This is a genomic window from Hymenobacter radiodurans, assembly GCF_004355185.1.
Taxonomy (GTDB): Bacteria; Bacteroidota; Bacteroidia; order Cytophagales; family Hymenobacteraceae; genus Hymenobacter; species Hymenobacter radiodurans.
The window spans coordinates 1473095-1490411 of record NZ_CP037922.1 but is presented as its reverse complement, the minus strand read 5'-3'; the positions used below and the strand labels follow the sequence as shown (position 1 = coordinate 1490411).

At 50.4% G+C, this 17317-nt stretch carries 11 protein-coding genes and 1 tRNA gene; 10 read left to right on the top strand and 2 right to left on the bottom strand.

Annotation, left to right across the window (positions count from 1 at the left end):
- Positions 1–708 precede the first annotated feature (708 nt).
- The 9 genes from EPD59_RS22335 (at position 709) to EPD59_RS07480 (ending at position 14762) form a co-directional block, all read left to right on the top strand.
- Positions 709–1083 (top strand): PID-CTERM protein-sorting domain-containing protein, encoded by a 375-nt coding sequence (locus EPD59_RS22335; protein WP_133272245.1) that lies wholly within the window; start codon positions 709–711, stop codon positions 1081–1083.
- Between the two features lie 58 nt (positions 1084–1141).
- Entirely contained in the window at positions 1142–1351 is a 210-nt protein-coding gene (locus tag EPD59_RS07510; RefSeq protein ID WP_133272244.1) for a PID-CTERM protein-sorting domain-containing protein, read from the top strand.
- Positions 1352–1451: 100 nt separating this feature from the next.
- On the top strand, positions 1452–1982 hold the full coding sequence (gene xrtX, locus EPD59_RS07505; RefSeq protein ID WP_240731659.1) for an exosortase X: 531 nt from the start codon (positions 1452–1454) through the stop codon (positions 1980–1982).
- Positions 1969–2505 (top strand): XrtX-associated membrane protein, encoded by a 537-nt coding sequence (locus EPD59_RS24040; RefSeq protein ID WP_394347217.1) that lies wholly within the window; start codon positions 1969–1971, stop codon positions 2503–2505. The genes xrtX and EPD59_RS24040 overlap by 14 nt, the downstream gene beginning before the upstream one ends.
- A 234-nt stretch (positions 2506–2739) precedes the next feature.
- Positions 2740–3651, top strand: coding sequence for an FkbM family methyltransferase (locus tag EPD59_RS07500; RefSeq protein ID WP_133272243.1), 912 nt, complete (start codon positions 2740–2742; stop codon positions 3649–3651).
- 667 nt (positions 3652–4318) lie between these two features.
- Positions 4319–4522 carry a hypothetical protein gene (locus EPD59_RS07495; RefSeq protein WP_133272242.1) on the top strand — a complete coding sequence of 68 codons (204 nt, stop codon included), beginning with the start codon at positions 4319–4321 and terminating at the stop codon, positions 4520–4522.
- 753 nt (positions 4523–5275) lie between these two features.
- Entirely contained in the window at positions 5276–5950 is a 675-nt protein-coding gene (locus tag EPD59_RS07490) for an exopolysaccharide biosynthesis polyprenyl glycosylphosphotransferase (protein WP_133272241.1), read from the top strand.
- A 497-nt stretch (positions 5951–6447) separates the two neighbouring features.
- Entirely contained in the window at positions 6448–8889 is a 2442-nt protein-coding gene (locus EPD59_RS07485) for a hypothetical protein (protein WP_133272240.1), read from the top strand.
- Complete coding sequence (locus EPD59_RS07480) at positions 8886–14762, top strand: malectin domain-containing carbohydrate-binding protein (protein ID WP_133272239.1); 5877 nt, start codon at positions 8886–8888, stop codon at positions 14760–14762. The genes EPD59_RS07485 and EPD59_RS07480 overlap by 4 nt, the downstream gene beginning before the upstream one ends.
- A gap of 647 nt (positions 14763–15409) precedes the next feature.
- On the opposite strand, the gene EPD59_RS07475 is transcribed toward EPD59_RS07480, so the two are convergent.
- Positions 15410–15482: transfer RNA gene (locus EPD59_RS07475), tRNA-Lys, on the bottom strand.
- 109 nt (positions 15483–15591) lie between these two features.
- Here EPD59_RS07475 and EPD59_RS07470 point away from each other — a divergent pair.
- A complete protein-coding gene (locus EPD59_RS07470) occupies positions 15592–16275 on the top strand; it encodes a hypothetical protein (RefSeq protein ID WP_133272238.1) in 684 nt (227 codons plus the stop codon).
- 62 nt (positions 16276–16337) lie between these two features.
- On the opposite strand, the gene EPD59_RS07465 is transcribed toward EPD59_RS07470, so the two are convergent.
- Positions 16338–17144, bottom strand: a complete 807-nt coding sequence (locus EPD59_RS07465) for an SDR family oxidoreductase (RefSeq protein WP_133272237.1) — start codon at positions 17142–17144, stop codon at positions 16338–16340.
- Positions 17145–17317: the final 173 nt, after the last annotated feature.

Here is a 17317-nt window from a genome sequence, read left to right as displayed (position 1 = left end):
AACCGAACACCACAGGTGCCCTGGGCAAACTTCAAATTTCGGCCAAAGATTCGCACCGTCCCCCCCGCTATCACTTCAGGGGAGTCGTAATGTATGCCTCTAGCGCGATTTATATAGAAGGCAGGACTGTGGGAGGTGCTGTCTTCCACCCACAGTTTATAAACATCTAACGGCCAGTTGTTGGGAATTGCCACTGTAGCCTGCCCCGCGCTCTGCACTAGGATGGATGGAGTAATGGCTGTGCCAGCGGTTGCTTGCGCAAGATACACTTTGACTGTAGCACTGAAATGGCCTTGTAAGTTGATCGTCTCCCCTGGCTGACCCGTTGGACTTGCGTTGAATATACTGGTTTGAGCGGCAGCTGTTAGTGCACCATTACCCCATACCCAAGCTGTTAATACCGCGACACATAATCCAAGGCGCCTCATAGTCATAGGTATTAGTTATAACAGGCTCCCTGACCCGAATGAGATATTAATTTAAAGATTCTTTTATTCAAATAGAAGAACTTTATAAATTATACAAAACTAATACAGTTACATTATATAAATAAAACCAAATAAATTTGGATAAAACTGGTTGCAAAAACCATTTCTCCGTAGTATTATTATAACTCTTTGAAAAGCTTGCGCTCCTAGAGAACTGCTGAGCTATAGTTAATTACAAGCCTTTTATACTATCATTCAATAGTATAAACCCTTACGAGGCATGCAGCCTATACCTCCTTATTATGAGCACTATTTCCTGTTCATTTCCTCATTTTTCACCTTTTTAAATAGTACTCTTATGAAAAAGCTTATGAGTTTACTTTCCTCATCCGCCTTAATCCTTCTGTTAGGGATGACAATCACACCCGTACAGGCAAAAAACGATAAGGATAAGGATACTGGTAAGGGTGGAGAACCTAACCAGTGTGGAAATTGCCAAGGCAATAATGGCAATGGTAAAGGAAATGGTGGCCCCAATGGTGGTCCTACAGATGCCCCCATAGATGGAGGAGCTTCATTGCTTCTCGCTGGAGGAGCAGCCTATGCCTTGCGTCGTATCAATAAGGCTCGACTTAATAAGAAGGCACAGCTTTAGGCTTCATCAACTCCCAATCTAATTTCCTTTTCTTTTCACCTTTTAAAGTAGTACTGTTATGAAAAAACTTGTGAGTTTATTTTCCTTGTCAGCTCTAGTCTTCCTGTTAAGCCTGGCAATCACACCTGTGCAAGGCAAAGACAAAGACAAGGGTGGTCCTACAGATGCCCCCATAGATGGAGGAGCTTCATTGCTTCTCGCTGGAGGAGCAGCCTATGCCTTGCGTCGTATCAATAAGGCTCGACTTAATAAGAAGGCACAGCTTTAGATTTGACTATATAATAAAAGACTAGCCCTGCTGACCCGCAAGGCTATTCTTTTATTATACAGTATATAATTAAAAGAACATTAATTCTTCGATATTAATTATGAACCCTCTAATACGTTTTATGCTTATAGCTGGAAGCCTTTATTTGGTTTGGCTTTTTGGCTATGAGCAATATTTAGCTATTGATGGTCGTCTCGATGCTGCTTTAACGCAGAATATCGCAACAGCGGGTGCCGCAGTTCTTCGTTTATTTGGTTTCGAAGCTGCGGTATCAAGTGACCAAGCAAACTTGATTCTCTTATCGAATACCCCCGCTGTCAAGATTGGGTATTACTGTGATGGGTTAGTATTGTATGCCTTGTTCGCAGGATTTGTGTTGGCTTTTCCCGGGCCCATACGGCACAAAATATGGTTTATCCCCATGGGTCTTATCCTTATTTATAGCATCAATATTTTACGTATTGCGGCTCTTTGTTTAAATCATCTATACTGGCACCAGACTGTAGACTTTAATCACCACTATACGTTTACTTTCCTCGTGTACGGGTTTATCTTCCTGTTATGGATCTGGTGGGCTACGCGTCTGGCAACCAAAGTTCCTGTCAACTCAACCCAGCATGTCCCCGCTTAAAGACTCAATTAGTATTGAACACAAACCAGCATTTAAGAGGCTTACTGACCATACTGGTATGCGCCTAGGCTGCTGCTTATTATTGGTCCTAATTCTATTTAGTGCTTCGTTTTACGCTGAACAGCTATATGCTGTACTCGGCACTTTTTGTCAAAGGCTCTTTGATACGTTAGGCCTGACGCCATACCTACCTCGATTTTTTGAACAAGGTAGCGTGATCAGTCAGACTATGAATCGACCGCATAGTATTCCAGCTGTTATTTTATATAGTCTCTTGTATGTGACAGTCTGTTTGGCATTGCTCTTTTTGTTGTTACCCTATCCTAGACAACGACGATATGTGCTTTTTTTCTATGGTATTACATCTATCATTTCGCTATTGTTACTGGTAACGAACAAACTAGTTGGTCCTAATTTTTCCCTTACAATTATTACTAGTCACCTCTTGCATTTCCTTGTGTCTCCCGTCCCCGTAATTATTCTGGTGCCATTATTACGATGGTATTCAGCAAATACAAAATAAATCGGGTGCATAGTATAAATTATTTAATTTTTAACGTACGGATACTCATTACATACAATCTCAGAAGTGTGATTCTAGTACTAAAATGTTACGCAATTGAGCATAAATTATTAGCAGATAGAATGAGAACTAATAGCTTTTAGCTTTCATCTACTGGCAATAACAATATTTTATATTTTTTTGCAATACATTTCTTGGACAAAATATGCAGCCTGAATTAATAACATTTGTCTCATGTTCATCCAGCCATTACTTCGCTACATTGGTCATCAAAAATGGATTCGCTTTGGTATACGTGATCGAATAATCCGTGCCTTCAACAACCCTGATACCTCACCAAGTAAACCATTCACGGTACCATTTTTTGGTAAAACGTATACAGGCGACCTTTCCGTTTTTGTTGATTGGAGCACCTATTATTATGGGGCGTACTCCGGCGAGGAACTAGAATTAATGCGTGACACATTAGCGAAAATTGTAGATCCTATCGTATTAGATATTGGCGCTAATATTGGCCACCACTCCCTTTACGCCTCTACTATAGCGAAGGAAGTACACTCCTTTGAACCTTTTCCCAAAGTTATAGCTAAAATTCACGAAAAAATTAAAGCCAATGCTATAACGAATATTAAAGTACATGAAATTGCTTTGGGAGAGGCAGATGAAGATTCGCTTTTTACTCCACCGTCAGAACATAATACGGGGTCAGGCTCCTTTATTGCTACTTCTGTTGATAACTCATTTAAAATAACGCTTCCTATAAGAAGAGGTGATGAATATGTAAAAACATTAAAGCTATCTAAAATCGATTTTATAAAGATGGATATTGAAGGCTTCGAGCCTCAAGCACTTCGTGGTCTCCGCCATACTCTGGATACTTATAGACCAGTTGTTTTTTTTGAATGGAGTGCCAACGAGAGAGAGTTTAGCATTGAATTGGATTTACTTTTTCCGGAAAAATACAAGATCTTTAACTTGATTGCTAATAGGCCTTTTTTAGGTATTTTTTGCCACAAAGATTACACTTTAATCGAGGAGAATGCATCACATCGTGATGGCAATAAATTGGCAGTACCGATCGAAAAATTAAGTACTATTTCTGCTATTAATAATAAATTATTTGATAAATTTAACGAAATACGTTAATCTAGGCTTTATTTAATATTGAATAGGTATAAAATACAGACCAAGATGAGCAGTAAATGATCTTGTTAATAGAGGAATGGTTTAACTGTAAGTCTACCAAGTAACTTTCTTGGCAAGCACTTCAAGCAGTTGTCTTTCTTCTTTACCGAGTCCTGCTCGGCCCCGGCTCCGTCGCCCTTAAGGGGTAGTAGGACAGGTTTACAAACGAGTGCGCTAAGGGGTTATATAATAGATGGTCAGGTATCCGCTGGCTCGCCTTGGTTCCTATAGCCGAGGGCTTTAGATAGAGGGAGCTGTAGCGTCGCGGTTTGGTAATAGATCAATCCTGGGGTGATGCTGCCCTCGCCCCAGGAGTAGCCCCTGATACCGGTGATTTCAGGCCGTTAAGTGTATTACAAAGTGGTGCGAAGCCAGCGCTGAAAGCTACCTAATACCCAAATAAATTAGAACCAAAAGCACGCTGGCGTAGTTAGACGGCTCCCATACTTCTTCCCCATCCCTTTGGTCAGCTGACCCTTTCCTAAAACGCTTACTAAGTAATTGACGAGTCTATAACTTATCTTAGCATGATAGATATTGAACTTTAAGCACTGCTCGTTATTAAGTGTTCCAGCCTTTGGATGGTTTGCGAAAGAGCTGAGACGCTAAAACAGATGGCAGTTTTTCTATGGAGCCGGAAGACGAATTTATCGAGAATGCTAGCACGCTGCTGCGATTTGCCAAAGCGGAGCTAAAGCAATTCTTGGCTTGGACCAACCCCCATACTTCTTATGGAAAGCAAGCTGGCATCCTTATCCAGGAACTCGAAGCCATGTCACGACAATTGGAAACGCTACGCCAGGATTATAATAACCAAGTACGTAAGGACTAGCAATACGTGTAAAACAATATTTAAGCCTGCTACTTAATTTGACTGGACAGATCGTAGTGTGATTACTCGTTGCCTCATCGTTTGTTGCCCGAGGCAAGTCTTTATCCATAGGCTAATATATCGGGTCACTTAAAAGTTTTAGGATGCGCACCCTATAGCTTGCTTATTGCGAGTAGTCGCGCTTATGTACAATACCCTGCGCTTTAACATTTAGAGGCGTAAGTGCCCTTACTGTAAGCTTGGATAATCATACGCAAATTCTGCCCATTGGGGATGCGTAGCTAGAGCCTCCGTACTCGCTGACTGTTTTCCTACGCCCAACTAGCTCTTTAAAAGGTGTATTAAGCTACAGGTGTGAAGGTATAGGAAACAACTAATCTATCCTTCTTGGTAACGTTTCCCCTATCTAGTCTTCATGCTGACTGAAATACACTTGCCAATCGCTCTTGATTACTGAGTTATTCAGCTGAATAACAGATAAATATAATTTCAATACAATTATATTTATATTCAATCTTCGAATATAAATAGAGCAATTACGTAACTCTTCTATTTATATTCGAAGATTTTTTTTGATTTAAACTTTAGAAAAGCAGACATTTATTGCTATGTTTATAAAAAATATAGGATAAGTATATAAATAGAATTTTACATGGTTTACAGAGTTGTTTTTGGACTTTGAGAAGTAAAGCTGAGAAGACCTATGGATCGAAAAAATGTGTTAGTCGCCTAATAAGAAACTATTAAACGCACATGATACACTCTTATACTACGCCGCAGACGAAAAGTATCGAGTATGTACTCGCTTCTGATGTACATCGCAGCTCGATTACCGTCAACCACGGCCTGAAGCGCACCTTTGATATTATAGTAGCTTTAGTGGCCGTCCTATTTGTCCTGAGTTGGTTGGCTCCGCTCTTAGCTTTACTCATTCGCCTAGAGTCACGAGGGCCTGTTTTCTTTAAGCAGTTACGTACAGGCTGCAACGGGAAGCCCTTTTACTGCTTGAAATTTCGCAGCATGCGTCTCAATACCGAAGCTGACCTGCGGCAGGCCTGCCCTAACGACCCGCGCGTAACGCGAGTAGGGGCGTTTATGCGACGTAATAATCTCGACGAGTTGCCGCAGTTTATTAATGTGTTACGCGGCGATATGTCGGTCGTTGGGCCCCGGCCGCATATGCTGCGTCAAACTGAAGTTTACGCGCAAGCTATTGATTACTTCATGGTGCGCCACTGCGTATGTCCCGGAATCACGGGATGGGCCCAAGTCAACGGCCACCGAGGCGAAACAAAGGAACTCAGCGCCATGGAAAACCGCGTCAAGGCGGACCTCTGGTATTTGCATAATTGGTCCCTCCTGCTGGATGTGCATATCATCGCCCGCACGCTTGGCCTATGGTTAGGCCGCCAACCTAACGCCTACTAAGCCTGCTTGGTACTGCCTCAGATGACCGGGTCATAGTGCGGTCTGATTATAGGCAGATCTCTTGGAAAGAAGTAGGCTTACGAGGTTGACGCTGGCTATGCTTTATTAGCCCTCAATGCCAAGCCCAGGCTTTCACTTTTTATCCTAAGGGAGGAGCATTCATAGCCTTACACTCAGCACACACAAATTTCAAGATATACCTAACCGGCTTTTGCCGCTTTAGGATAGTTTGCGCTCACCGTACTTTTATCTATTAACTGATTTTCAGTCATTTAAATTAACATTTGGGGTGATTGTGGTCAGTGTTCAACATCCTTTCAATATCACGTGTTATGAATCAGCACCTACTTTATGTTAAGCATTCTGTCGGGAGGAGATGCTTTTGTTGGCTTACCATTCTAGGTATACTTCTATCGGGCATTTATCCTGCTAGTGTACTAGCGCAAAAAGAAAAGAAGAAAGGAGCAAAACTCCCGCCAATCGATATAGCCGGGACGATGCTTGCTAATGCGCAGTATAACTTCGCCCCAAGTGGGTTGAAGGGTACCGCGCTAGGTCAACCCACTTCTCTGCAATTTGGGCCTGATGGGCGTTTATACGTCTCTCAACAAGCTGGAATTATTCAGGTTTTTACTATCAAAAGAAATGCAGCTAATGACTACTCCGTTACGGCGACAGAGGTGATCCACCTTATTAATCAAATTCCTAATCATAACGATAACGGAAGTTTAAACACGAGCGTCACCACCCGACAGGTTACGGGCATACTCGTGAAAGGCACGGCGGCTACTCCAATTATTTATGTCACTTCCAGCGACAGCCGCATTGGTGGTCCGGATGGCGATTTCAATTTGGATACCAACTCCGGCATTATTTCTAGACTTACGCGTAGCGGCACCAGTTGGACCAAGCTGGATTTAGTGCGTGGATTACCGCGCTCGGAAGAGAACCACGCCTCTAATGGTATGCAGTTGGATGAGAAAACCAATATCTTGTATGTGGCCCAAGGGGGACACACCAATGCAGGAGGTACGTCCAAAAACTTTGCGTATACGCCCGAGTACGCGCTCTCAGCAGCTATCCTCTCGATTAATCTAACGGTCATTGACGCCTTGCCTACGCAGGGAACCGGCAATAACGCCTTTAAATATAACCTCCCAACGCTGGATGACCCAGATCGGGCGAACAACCCGGATGGCTCCGACCCTTTTGACCCTTTTGGAGGGAATGACGGGCTAAACCAGGCGAAGATTGTTGCAGGAGGGCCTGTACAGATTTATTCTCCTGGCTATCGCAATGTTTATGACTTAGTGATTACTAAGGCCCGGCGGATGTATACCATCGATAACGGTCCTAACCAAGGCTGGGGAGGCTATCCCCAAAATGAGGGTACGGCCAATGCCAATAATAACTATGTCGTGGGCGAACCCGGCTCGACCGGGCCTGCACCGAGCGAAGGGCAAGTCAATAACCTCGATAATTTAGACTTTGTCGGCAGCCTGGACACCTATACGCCGGGCAGCTACTATGGGGGTCACCCCAACCCCACTAGAGCTAACCCTGCTGGGGCTGGACTCTATACCCATAATGGCACCTCCGGGGTGTGGCGCACCAGCAAAACTGGGACCCCGCCCTTGCCTGCTGACTGGCCTCCGGTGGCAAACGCAAATCCGATTGAAGGGGATTTTAAAATGCCCGGAAGCTCGCTGAGCACGGACCTGCTAACGTTTACCGCCTCAACGAATGGAATGGCGGAGTATACCGCTTCCAATTTTGGCGGAGCTCTGCAAGGTAGCTTGCTGGCTTGCAGCTTTGACGGTAACATCGTTAAAATCGCCCTGACGGCCGATGGTACTGACGTAACAAACCCCCGGAACACAACAAATAAATTAAATGAAGATCTCCCTTTTGCTTCAGGTTTTGGCTCCACCCCTTTAGATATTGTTGCCCAGGGTGATAATGATATCTTTCCCGGATCCGTATGGGCCGTTACCTACGGAGCTAATGCTATTACCATATTTGAGCCCCAGGACTTTTTGGTTTGTACGGGCAAATACGATAGCAACGACGATGACCTAGACCGGTATACGAATGCGGACGAGATTGATAACGCTACCCAGCCGTGTTCCGCCTCTAGTATGCCCCCCGATGCTGATGGCGATTACATCTCGGATTTAAATGATATAGACGATGATAACGATGCCATTGCGGACAACTTCGACTTCTTTCCTTTAGATAACACCAATGGGTTGACAACGGTCCTTCCCATCAAGTACGACTTATTCAACAATAGCCCCGGAACAGGCCTGTTCGGCGTGGGCTTTACTGGCTTGCTCAGTAATAAGACGACCGTTTATACGGAGTTATTTGATGAAAACAACCTCATTGCCGGGGGCGCGGTAGGTGCCTTTTCCGTCGTGAATACAACCCCCGGCGATGCTCTCGGAGCATTAAATAGCCAAGAAAATGCTTTTCATTTTGGGGTGAAGGCTTCCACAGCCCCCTTCACGGTGCAGGGACGATTACTGGGACCTTTCTTTAATAACAAGACGCCTCAAAATTTCCAGTCACAGGGAATTTACCTCAGCAATGGGGACCAAGATAACTACTTGAAAATAGCGCTCACGGCCAATAACGGTACAGGTGGGCTCGAAGTAGTCTATGAAAATGCTGGATCCCCGGTGACCACGACCTTTCCCTTACCCGGTGGCATTCCTAGTTCCACGTTGGACTTCTTTTTCGTTGTTAACCCGACGACGGGCGCCGTGCAGCCGAAGTACGCTATCAACGGGGGAGCAAGTACTAACCTAGGCAACCCTATTCAGGTAAGCGGGGCGCTTCTGAGCGCCCTGCAGAGTGGCAAAGCCTATGCAGTCGGTGTTATCGCCACGTCGCGGGGGCCACGCCCTTCACTGCTACCTGGGACTTTCTCTATGTGACGGCCAATACGCAAACAACCGATTGGGTAAACATTGCTCCTTCCAACACGCCTAAGTGGGTTGGTGTCAGTGTTTCGGTGGCTAATAAAATGCAAGTTATGTCCGGCTTCTTTACGGCCGAAACAGGAACTACCCCCAAGTGTGAGTCGTACGACCCAGCCACGAACACGTGGACGTATCTGGCGGATATGCCTCTTCCGGTCACCCACGCAGGTGTTGCCACTGATGGGAGCAAGATATACGTCGCTGGTGGCTTTACAGGACTGGAGGCCGGCAAGCCTAACACGGACGCGCTGCAGATCTATGATGTAAACACCAACACCTGGAGTAGTGGGCCCAAGTTGCCAGCTGTAATGGGTGGGAATGCACTCGTTCGAGTCGGGCGTAAGCTGTACTCGTTTGGGGGTATGATGCCCGACCGTCAAACAGGCAATGCCGCCCACTATGTGCTGGACTTAGATAACCTCGCGGCGGGCTGGAGTAACGCTGCCCCTATGCCACTGCCGCGCTGCCACTTTGCCAGCGCGGTCGTGGCCGGCAAAATATATGCCCTCGGCGGCCAGACTGGCCATGATGGCCCCGTCCTAGACGTCAGTGCGGCAAATGTGTATGATCCGACTACGAACACATGGTCCGACCTGAAGGCATTGCCTTATGCCCGCTCCCACAGTGAATCGGCCACCTTTGTTGCCGATGGTAAAATAACACTGGTGGGGGGCGTTTCACTGAATAATAATATTTTAAATACGATCACCACGTATGACCCGGCCACGGACACGTGGGCCGAACAGGCGCCGCTTCCCGTTAATTTGTTTGGCCCCAGCGCTGAAGTAATCGGGGAAGAGCTATTTGTCTCCAACGGCTCCCTCAACGCCCGCACGAACCCGCAAACGACCGCCCGTAAGCGGTACTTTCCCCGCACGCCTAATTATACAATAGGCTTCTCACCAGCCCAGGTACAGTTAACGGCTACGCAGGGGTCTACGACTAGCAAAGAGGTATTGCTGTGGTCATTGAGTGGCGCGCCTACTTATAGTATCGCCACAAACCAGCTCCCCGCATGGCTTACAGTAAGCCCAGCCACAGGCACTATAGACTTGTTAGGAGGCAGTGAGGTCACGCTGACGGTGAACACAACGGGCTTAACAGCTGGTAACTACTCCGCTACGATTACCGCAACCGCGCCAGGGTACCCTAATGTTACCTTGCCCGTGTCTCTCACGGTTTCGGGGTCCGCTGCGACCGTAAAGGTCCTCTACCTCTATGGTAGTATTCCGCCTGCCGAGGTAGATATGAAACTCTCAGATACCGGCACCACAGGCATGTCGCAATTCAATCAGGCGTTGAAGGATGTTGGCATGGTAACCACGGAAGCCTTGGACGCTAGTGTCACCCTAAATGCTACTACGCTAAACCAATACAAAGTATTGATTTTAAGCTCTAATAATCGCCGCTTTACCGACGCCGAAAAAGCGGCTGTGGCTACCTGGGTGAACGCTGGGGGCGGCTTAGTAGCTTGGTCGGATGGAGCATTTGGAGGGGGCATTAATAGTACGGCGGGATCGTTAAGTGATAATGACCTCACCCAACAGTTTGGCATGCAGTTCTTGCGGGATAATGGGGTGACTACTTTCAGTTTAACGCAGTGGGCTGTTGATCACTACATCAATGGATTTAATAAAACCAGCGGCTTAACGATTGAAGCAGAAGGAGCCAGTCCTATTCGGACGAGCGCCCCGGCTACCATTCTGGCTTATATGCCCGCCTGCTGCGCCAAGCTCAACAGCTTGGATGGCGCCGTAACCCCCGCGGATGCCGCTATTGCCGCCGCAAAAGTGGGCCAAGGACGAGTACTCGGCTTTTTTGATCGCAATGCCTTCTGGAATGCGGGTGCGGGTACGCAACTGAGCCGCGTAGATAACAAACTCTTTGCCCAGCGTTTGGTACAGTGGGCATCCGGGGTGAATGATAATCCTACGGCTTCGGCTCCGACGGTCGCTACTCCTATCGCGGATGTTACAGTACCAAAAAACAGCCCCCCCACGCAGCTCAACCTAGCTACTGTCTTCGCTGATAACGGCGGCACCGCCAACCTTACCCTAACAATTGCAGCTAACTCCGACCCGAACGTAGTTTCTGCTTCCCTCAGCGGAACCACCCTAACGCTCACGTACGCTCCGAATGCAGTAAGCGCCGCAAACGTGACCATTCGGGCAACCGACGCGGAAGGCTTGTTCGTGGAAGATACGTTCCAAGTAACCATTACAGCGGAAGCAGGCACGGCCTTGTACCGGGTGAACGCGGGCGGGGGGCAACTGACCACCTCACTGGGCACGTTTGCCGCCGATAACAGCTTCACCCCCGCCCCGGGCAACTCCTACACGACCAGCACCGCCATTGCCAACACCACCGACGATGGCCTGTATCAGAGCGAGCGCTACGGCAACCTCTTCTCCTATGCCTTCCCCGTCACCAGCGGCCAGCAGTACCGGGTCGTGCTGCACTTCGCCGAGATCGACAAATGGGGCCCCGGGCTGCGCGTCTTCGACGTGAGCGCGGAAGGCACCAAAGTGCTCGACAACTACGACATCTTCCAAAAGGCGGGGGGCAATTTCACGGCCATCAGCGAAACCGTCACTGTGACGGCCGCCGATGGCACGCTCAACCTGGCCTTCAGCTCGCTGGCCAGCGAGGGCGGGGTGGAAAACGCCAAGGTCTCGGCCATCGAGATCTACAGTGTGGGCGGCACGACGCCCACCAACCCGGCGCCCGTGGCCAATGCCGGCGCCGACAAGACCCTCACCCTACCTACCAACAGTGTCGTACTCACCGGCACCGGCACCGATGATGGCTCGATTGCCAGCTACAGCTGGAGCCAGGTGGGCACCACGCCCAGTACGGCCAGCTTGAGCGGGGCTAACACGGCGAGCTTGACGGCCAGCAGCCTGGTGGCCGGCACCTACACCTTCGCCCTGGTGGTCACCGACAACCTGGGCAAGGCCAGTGCCGCGGATCAGGTCACCGTCACCGTCAACCCCGCCACCACCCCTACGAACCAGCCGCCGGTATTAGCCACCATTGGTCCTAAAACGGTGAATGCCCTCTCAGCCCTGACCTTCTCGGCCCAAGCTACGGACCCCAATGCTGGTCAAAGCCTGACCTTCAGCTTGACAGGCACTATACCGACAGGTGCCACTATTAGCTCCTCCGGAGCCTTTAGCTGGACACCTACCGCTGCTCAGGTTGGTAACCATACCATCACTGTGGTCGTCTCCGATGGCACCGCTACAGACTCAGAGGCTGTTTCTGTCACCGTTAACCCGGCCACGACCACGCCGCCCAGCAGTACGGCCTTGTACCGGGTGAACGCGGGCGGGGGGCAACTGACCACCTCACTGGGCACGTTTGCCGCCGATAACAGCTTCACCCCCGCCCCGGGCAACTCCTACACGACCAGCACCGCCATTGCCAACACCACCGACGATGGCCTGTATCAGAGCGAGCGCTACGGCAACCTCTTCTCCTATGCCTTCCCCGTCACCAGCGGCCAGCAGTACCGGGTCGTGCTGCACTTCGCCGAGATCGACAAATGGGGCCCCGGGCTGCGCGTCTTCGACGTGAGCGCGGAAGGCACCAAAGTGCTCGACAACTACGACATCTTCCAAAAGGCGGGGGGCAATTTCACGGCCATCAGCGAAACCGTCACTGTGACGGCCGCCGATGGCACGCTCAACCTGGCCTTCAGCTCGCTGGCCAGCGAGGGCGGGGTGGAAAACGCCAAGGTCTCGGCCATCGAGATCTACAGTGTGGGCGGCACGACGCCCACCAACCCGGCGCCCGTGGCCAATGCCGGCGCCGACAAGACCCTCACCCTACCTACCAACAGTGTCGTACTCACCGGCACCGGCACCGATGATGGCTCGATTGCCAGCTACAGCTGGAGCCAGGTGGGCACCACGCCCAGTACGGCCAGCTTGAGCGGGGCTAACACGGCGAGCTTGACGGCCAGCAGCCTGGTGGCCGGCACCTACACCTTCGCCCTGGTGGTCACCGACAACCTGGGCAAGGCCAGTGCCGCGGATCAGGTCACCGTCACCGTCAACCCCGCCACCACCCCTACGAACCAGCCGCCGGTATTAGCCACCATTGGTCCTAAAACGGTGAATGCCCTCTCAGCCCTGACCTTCTCGGCCCAAGCTACGGACCCCAATGCTGGTCAAAGCCTGACCTTCAGCTTGACAGGCACTATACCGACAGGTGCCACTATTAGCTCCTCCGGAGCCTTTAGCTGGACACCTACCGCTGCTCAGGTTGGTAACCATACCATCACTGTGGTCGTCTCCGATGGCACCGCTACAGACTCAGAGGCTGTTTCTGTCACCGTTAACCCGGCCACGACCACGCCGCCCAGCAGTACGGCCTTGTACCGGGTGAACGCGGGCGGGGGGCAACTGACCACCTCACTGGGCACGTTTGCCGCCGATAACAGCTTCACCCCCGCCCCGGGCAACTCCTACACGACCAGCACCGCCATTGCCAACACCACCGACGATGGCCTGTATCAGAGCGAGCGCTACGGCAACCTCTTCTCCTATGCCTTCCCCGTCACCAGCGGCCAGCAGTACCGGGTCGTGCTGCACTTCGCCGAGATCGACAAATGGGGCCCCGGGCTGCGCGTCTTCGACGTGAGCGCGGAAGGCACCAAAGTGCTCGACAACTACGACATCTTCCAAAAGGCGGGGGGCAATTTCACGGCCATCAGCGAAACCGTCACTGTGACGGCCGCCGATGGCACGCTCAACCTGGCCTTCAGCTCGCTGGCCAGCGAGGGCGGGGTGGAAAACGCCAAGGTCTCGGCCATCGAGATCTACAGTGTGGGCGGCACGACGCCCACCAACCCGGCGCCCGTGGCCAATGCCGGCGCCGACAAGACCCTCACCCTACCTACCAACAGTGTCGTACTCACCGGCACCGGCACCGATGATGGCTCGATTGCCAGCTACAGCTGGAGCCAGGTGGGCACCACGCCCAGTACGGCCAGCTTGAGCGGGGCTAACACGGCGAGCTTGACGGCCAGCAGCCTGGTGGCCGGCACCTACACCTTCGCCCTGGTGGTCACCGACAACCTGGGCAAGGCCAGTGCCGCGGATCAGGTCACCGTCACCGTCAACCCCGCTACCATCCCAGCAGGTCAGCAAGTAACGAGCTTCACACTTATCAATGCGGACACGGACCTACCCATTCGCGACTTGGTCGCGGGCGATGTCCTGAACTTGGCCACCCTGCCCACCAAAAATCTCAACATACGGGCCAATACCAACCCAACGGTGGTAGGAAGTGTGGTGTTTATCTTAAGTGGCACCGTTAACCTGACCGAGAGTGAGAGCGATCCAAATGCGCCCTACGCCCTTTACCCTACGACGGGCTACAACTACCACCCCTGGACCCCACCCGTAGGTAGCTACACGCTCAAAGCTACCCCATACACACAAGGCAATGGGGCTGGCACGGCCGGAACCGCGCTCACTGTCAACTTCACCGTTACTAATCAGACGGCTCTAACTGCTTCCACTACATCAACGACGCTTGAAGAAAAGGAATTAATTTTTTCAACCTCCCTAGTAAACGTGTATCCAAACCCCTCTTCTGATGGGTATTTTAACATTGAATTGCCGGAAGCTTTTCAAGGTGATATTACCTATACACTGGTGTCGTCGACTGGGTCGAAGGTAAGTAGCGGTAGGGTTGTTTTGCCTGCTGCAACCTCCCTGTTAAAACTCGATTTTGCAGATAAGATGAGCGTGATAGGCGAATATTACCTACACTTAAAAGGAGCAAAGATTCAAACTCACGTAAAATTGATTCGTAAGTAAGCGGTACCTCAAAGTAAAGAAGCCGGCTGGAAGCGGTATACGTTAATAGTAATGTATGCTGCTTTCTGCTGGCTTCTTTACTTAAGTTTTGGGCGGTGTAAGAGGCGACACCATCGAGGCGGAAGTAGCGGTCAACCATGGCATTGGTCTTTTCCTTGGTCTGGTTCTTAAATGACAGTGCAGGTTGCGCGAGCCGTCTAAGTATCCTGATTCGCTTTTTCGGGCGGAGCGAAATGCTCGGGCTTTTGCCCGGCTTAGTGGGCACGGCGGAGCACGGCCTACCAGTGGGGTGCTAAGAAAATATAAGGGTAAGGCAGCCTTTCCTCGATAGCCAGCACGGCGGCGTAGCCTAGATGCATAGCCTTTAGAGTCGGAGGGATGCTGCCGCCTACTTCGGGAGGTTATCAGGATTTTTTAGGCGGATTGCGTCACCCTCTCCCAGCCTATAGGGTGGGAGAGGAGAACAGAAACAGTTTCTACCCTAAGCTTTGAGCAAAAATATAATCTTACAAACCTGAGTTGTAAGACCACAATTTGGTCAAAATGTAAGATTATGTTTTAAACTACTTCAACTGAAATAGGCCTTATACGCTTGTATAGAAACGTATTAAAAACAAAAAAAGCCACCCCGTTAAGAGTGGCTTTCGTGATCCCGCTGGGATTCGAACCCAGGACCCATACATTAAAAGTGTATTGCTCTACCAGCTGAGCTACAGAATCGTTTATTTGCAACTGGAAATTGCCTTCCTTGATTGCGGGTACAAAAGTAGAGGTCCGCTCTTTAACCACCAAACGTTTTGTTGAAAAAGCTGTATCTTTTTTTCTTTTTTTGGCGTTTTTCAGTCAACCTGTTCTGGGCCAAAAGAATAGCTCAGTTCTTACTAAAGCAGATTCTCTGTTTGAAGCTAAGGCTTACGAGCAGGCTTATCCTTTATATCGACAGGTATTGCGGCAAGAGCAGTTGGTCTCGACACGTTTGCTGCTGCGCATGGCTTATATCCAGGAAGGTCTGGAACATTACCCAGCCGCGCTTTACTATCTGAGCCTTGCCCAGGCGCGTCAGCCTCGGGCAGCGACTTGGCGTAAAATGACAGAACTGGCGCAAAATTATCGCCTTACTGGCTATACGAACACCTGGCAACAACAACTCCTGATCACTATTCGGCGCTACTACTACCGCGTTCTACAGGTATTGTTGGTGGGCGCGGTGGTAGGTGGCACGCTCCTTCTGGTGCGGCACCGCCAGATAGGAGCCGGCTGGTGGGCAATTTACGCTGTGTATATAGGATTGACGGCTGTTTACCTAAATGTATTCGGGCCGGAAAAGGTAGGCATCGTATCAAAGTCTGCCGCGGCGCTAATGGGGGCTCCCAGTCCTGGGGCTACTTGGCTCACAACTGCCGCCGCTGGCGACCGATTGGTGGTGACAGGCCAGCGCGATATCTGGTACGAAGTGCAATGGCGCGGACAGTCAGCCTACATTCGACGGCACGATTTGATGCTTGTGCAATAAGAAAAAAGCCCCCAGCAAGGCATTATGGCTAGCTGGGGGCTTTTTTTAGTTGCTAGGCAGTCCTACTTGATAGGTGAACCTTCTTCCTTGCGAAAGTGATTGAGCACAAGCTTGTCCGTGAGAGCGGGTAGCCATTTATTCAGGAAAACGGTCAGTTTACCCTGACTGGTGAGTACGAGGTCGCGGCGGCGCTGCTGCACGGCGCGCAGCAGGTGGCCGGCTACTTCTTCGCTGCTCATCATCTGGCCTTCGTCGCGGGGCGACTCACCTTGGGCGGAGCCATCAGCGGCCAGGGCCGTTTGGCGAATATTGGAGGCGGTAAAGCCGGGACAAGCGACCAGCACGTGTACGCCTTGGGGTAATAACTCGGTGCGGAGGGCTTCTAGGAAACCCTGCATGGCGAATTTGGAGGCGGAATAGCCCGTGCGGCCGGGAAGTCCGCGGTAACCGGCGATGCTGGAGATGCCTACGATTGAGCCTTTGGCGGCCAGAATATGCGGCAAGGCGAACTTGGTGGTGAAGACGGTGCCGAAGAAGTTAGTTTGCATCAAGCGCTTAATCACTTCCAAATCAGCATCCTGAAATAAGGCGCGCATAGAAATTCCGGCATTATTAATCAGCACATCCAGGCGGCCGAAAGCGGCTACGGTTTCTTCGACGGCGCGGGCTGAGTCAGTTTCTACGCCCACGTCGGCGCGCACGGTGCGGTGCTGAATGCCGAGCTGGGTGAGCTGTTGAGCGGTTTCGGCGAGCTTGGCTCCGTCGCGGCCGGTGACGACGACGCGGGCGCCGGCTTGCCCGAATACTACGGCGCAGGCCCGGCCGATGCCCGAGGTTCCGCCAGTGATGAGCACTACTTTATCTTTCATATGTGAGACGTGAGACTATGGGACACGGGACTGTGAAACATGAGAGCTTAAACGGTGCCTCGCTTATTGAGCACTTCACTCATGTTACTATTCATCCCTGCGAAACGAAAGCTGCTGTCTTGTGACAAGTTGGGGGCAAAACTACGGGTTTTCGCGGGGCCGTTGGGGGGTAT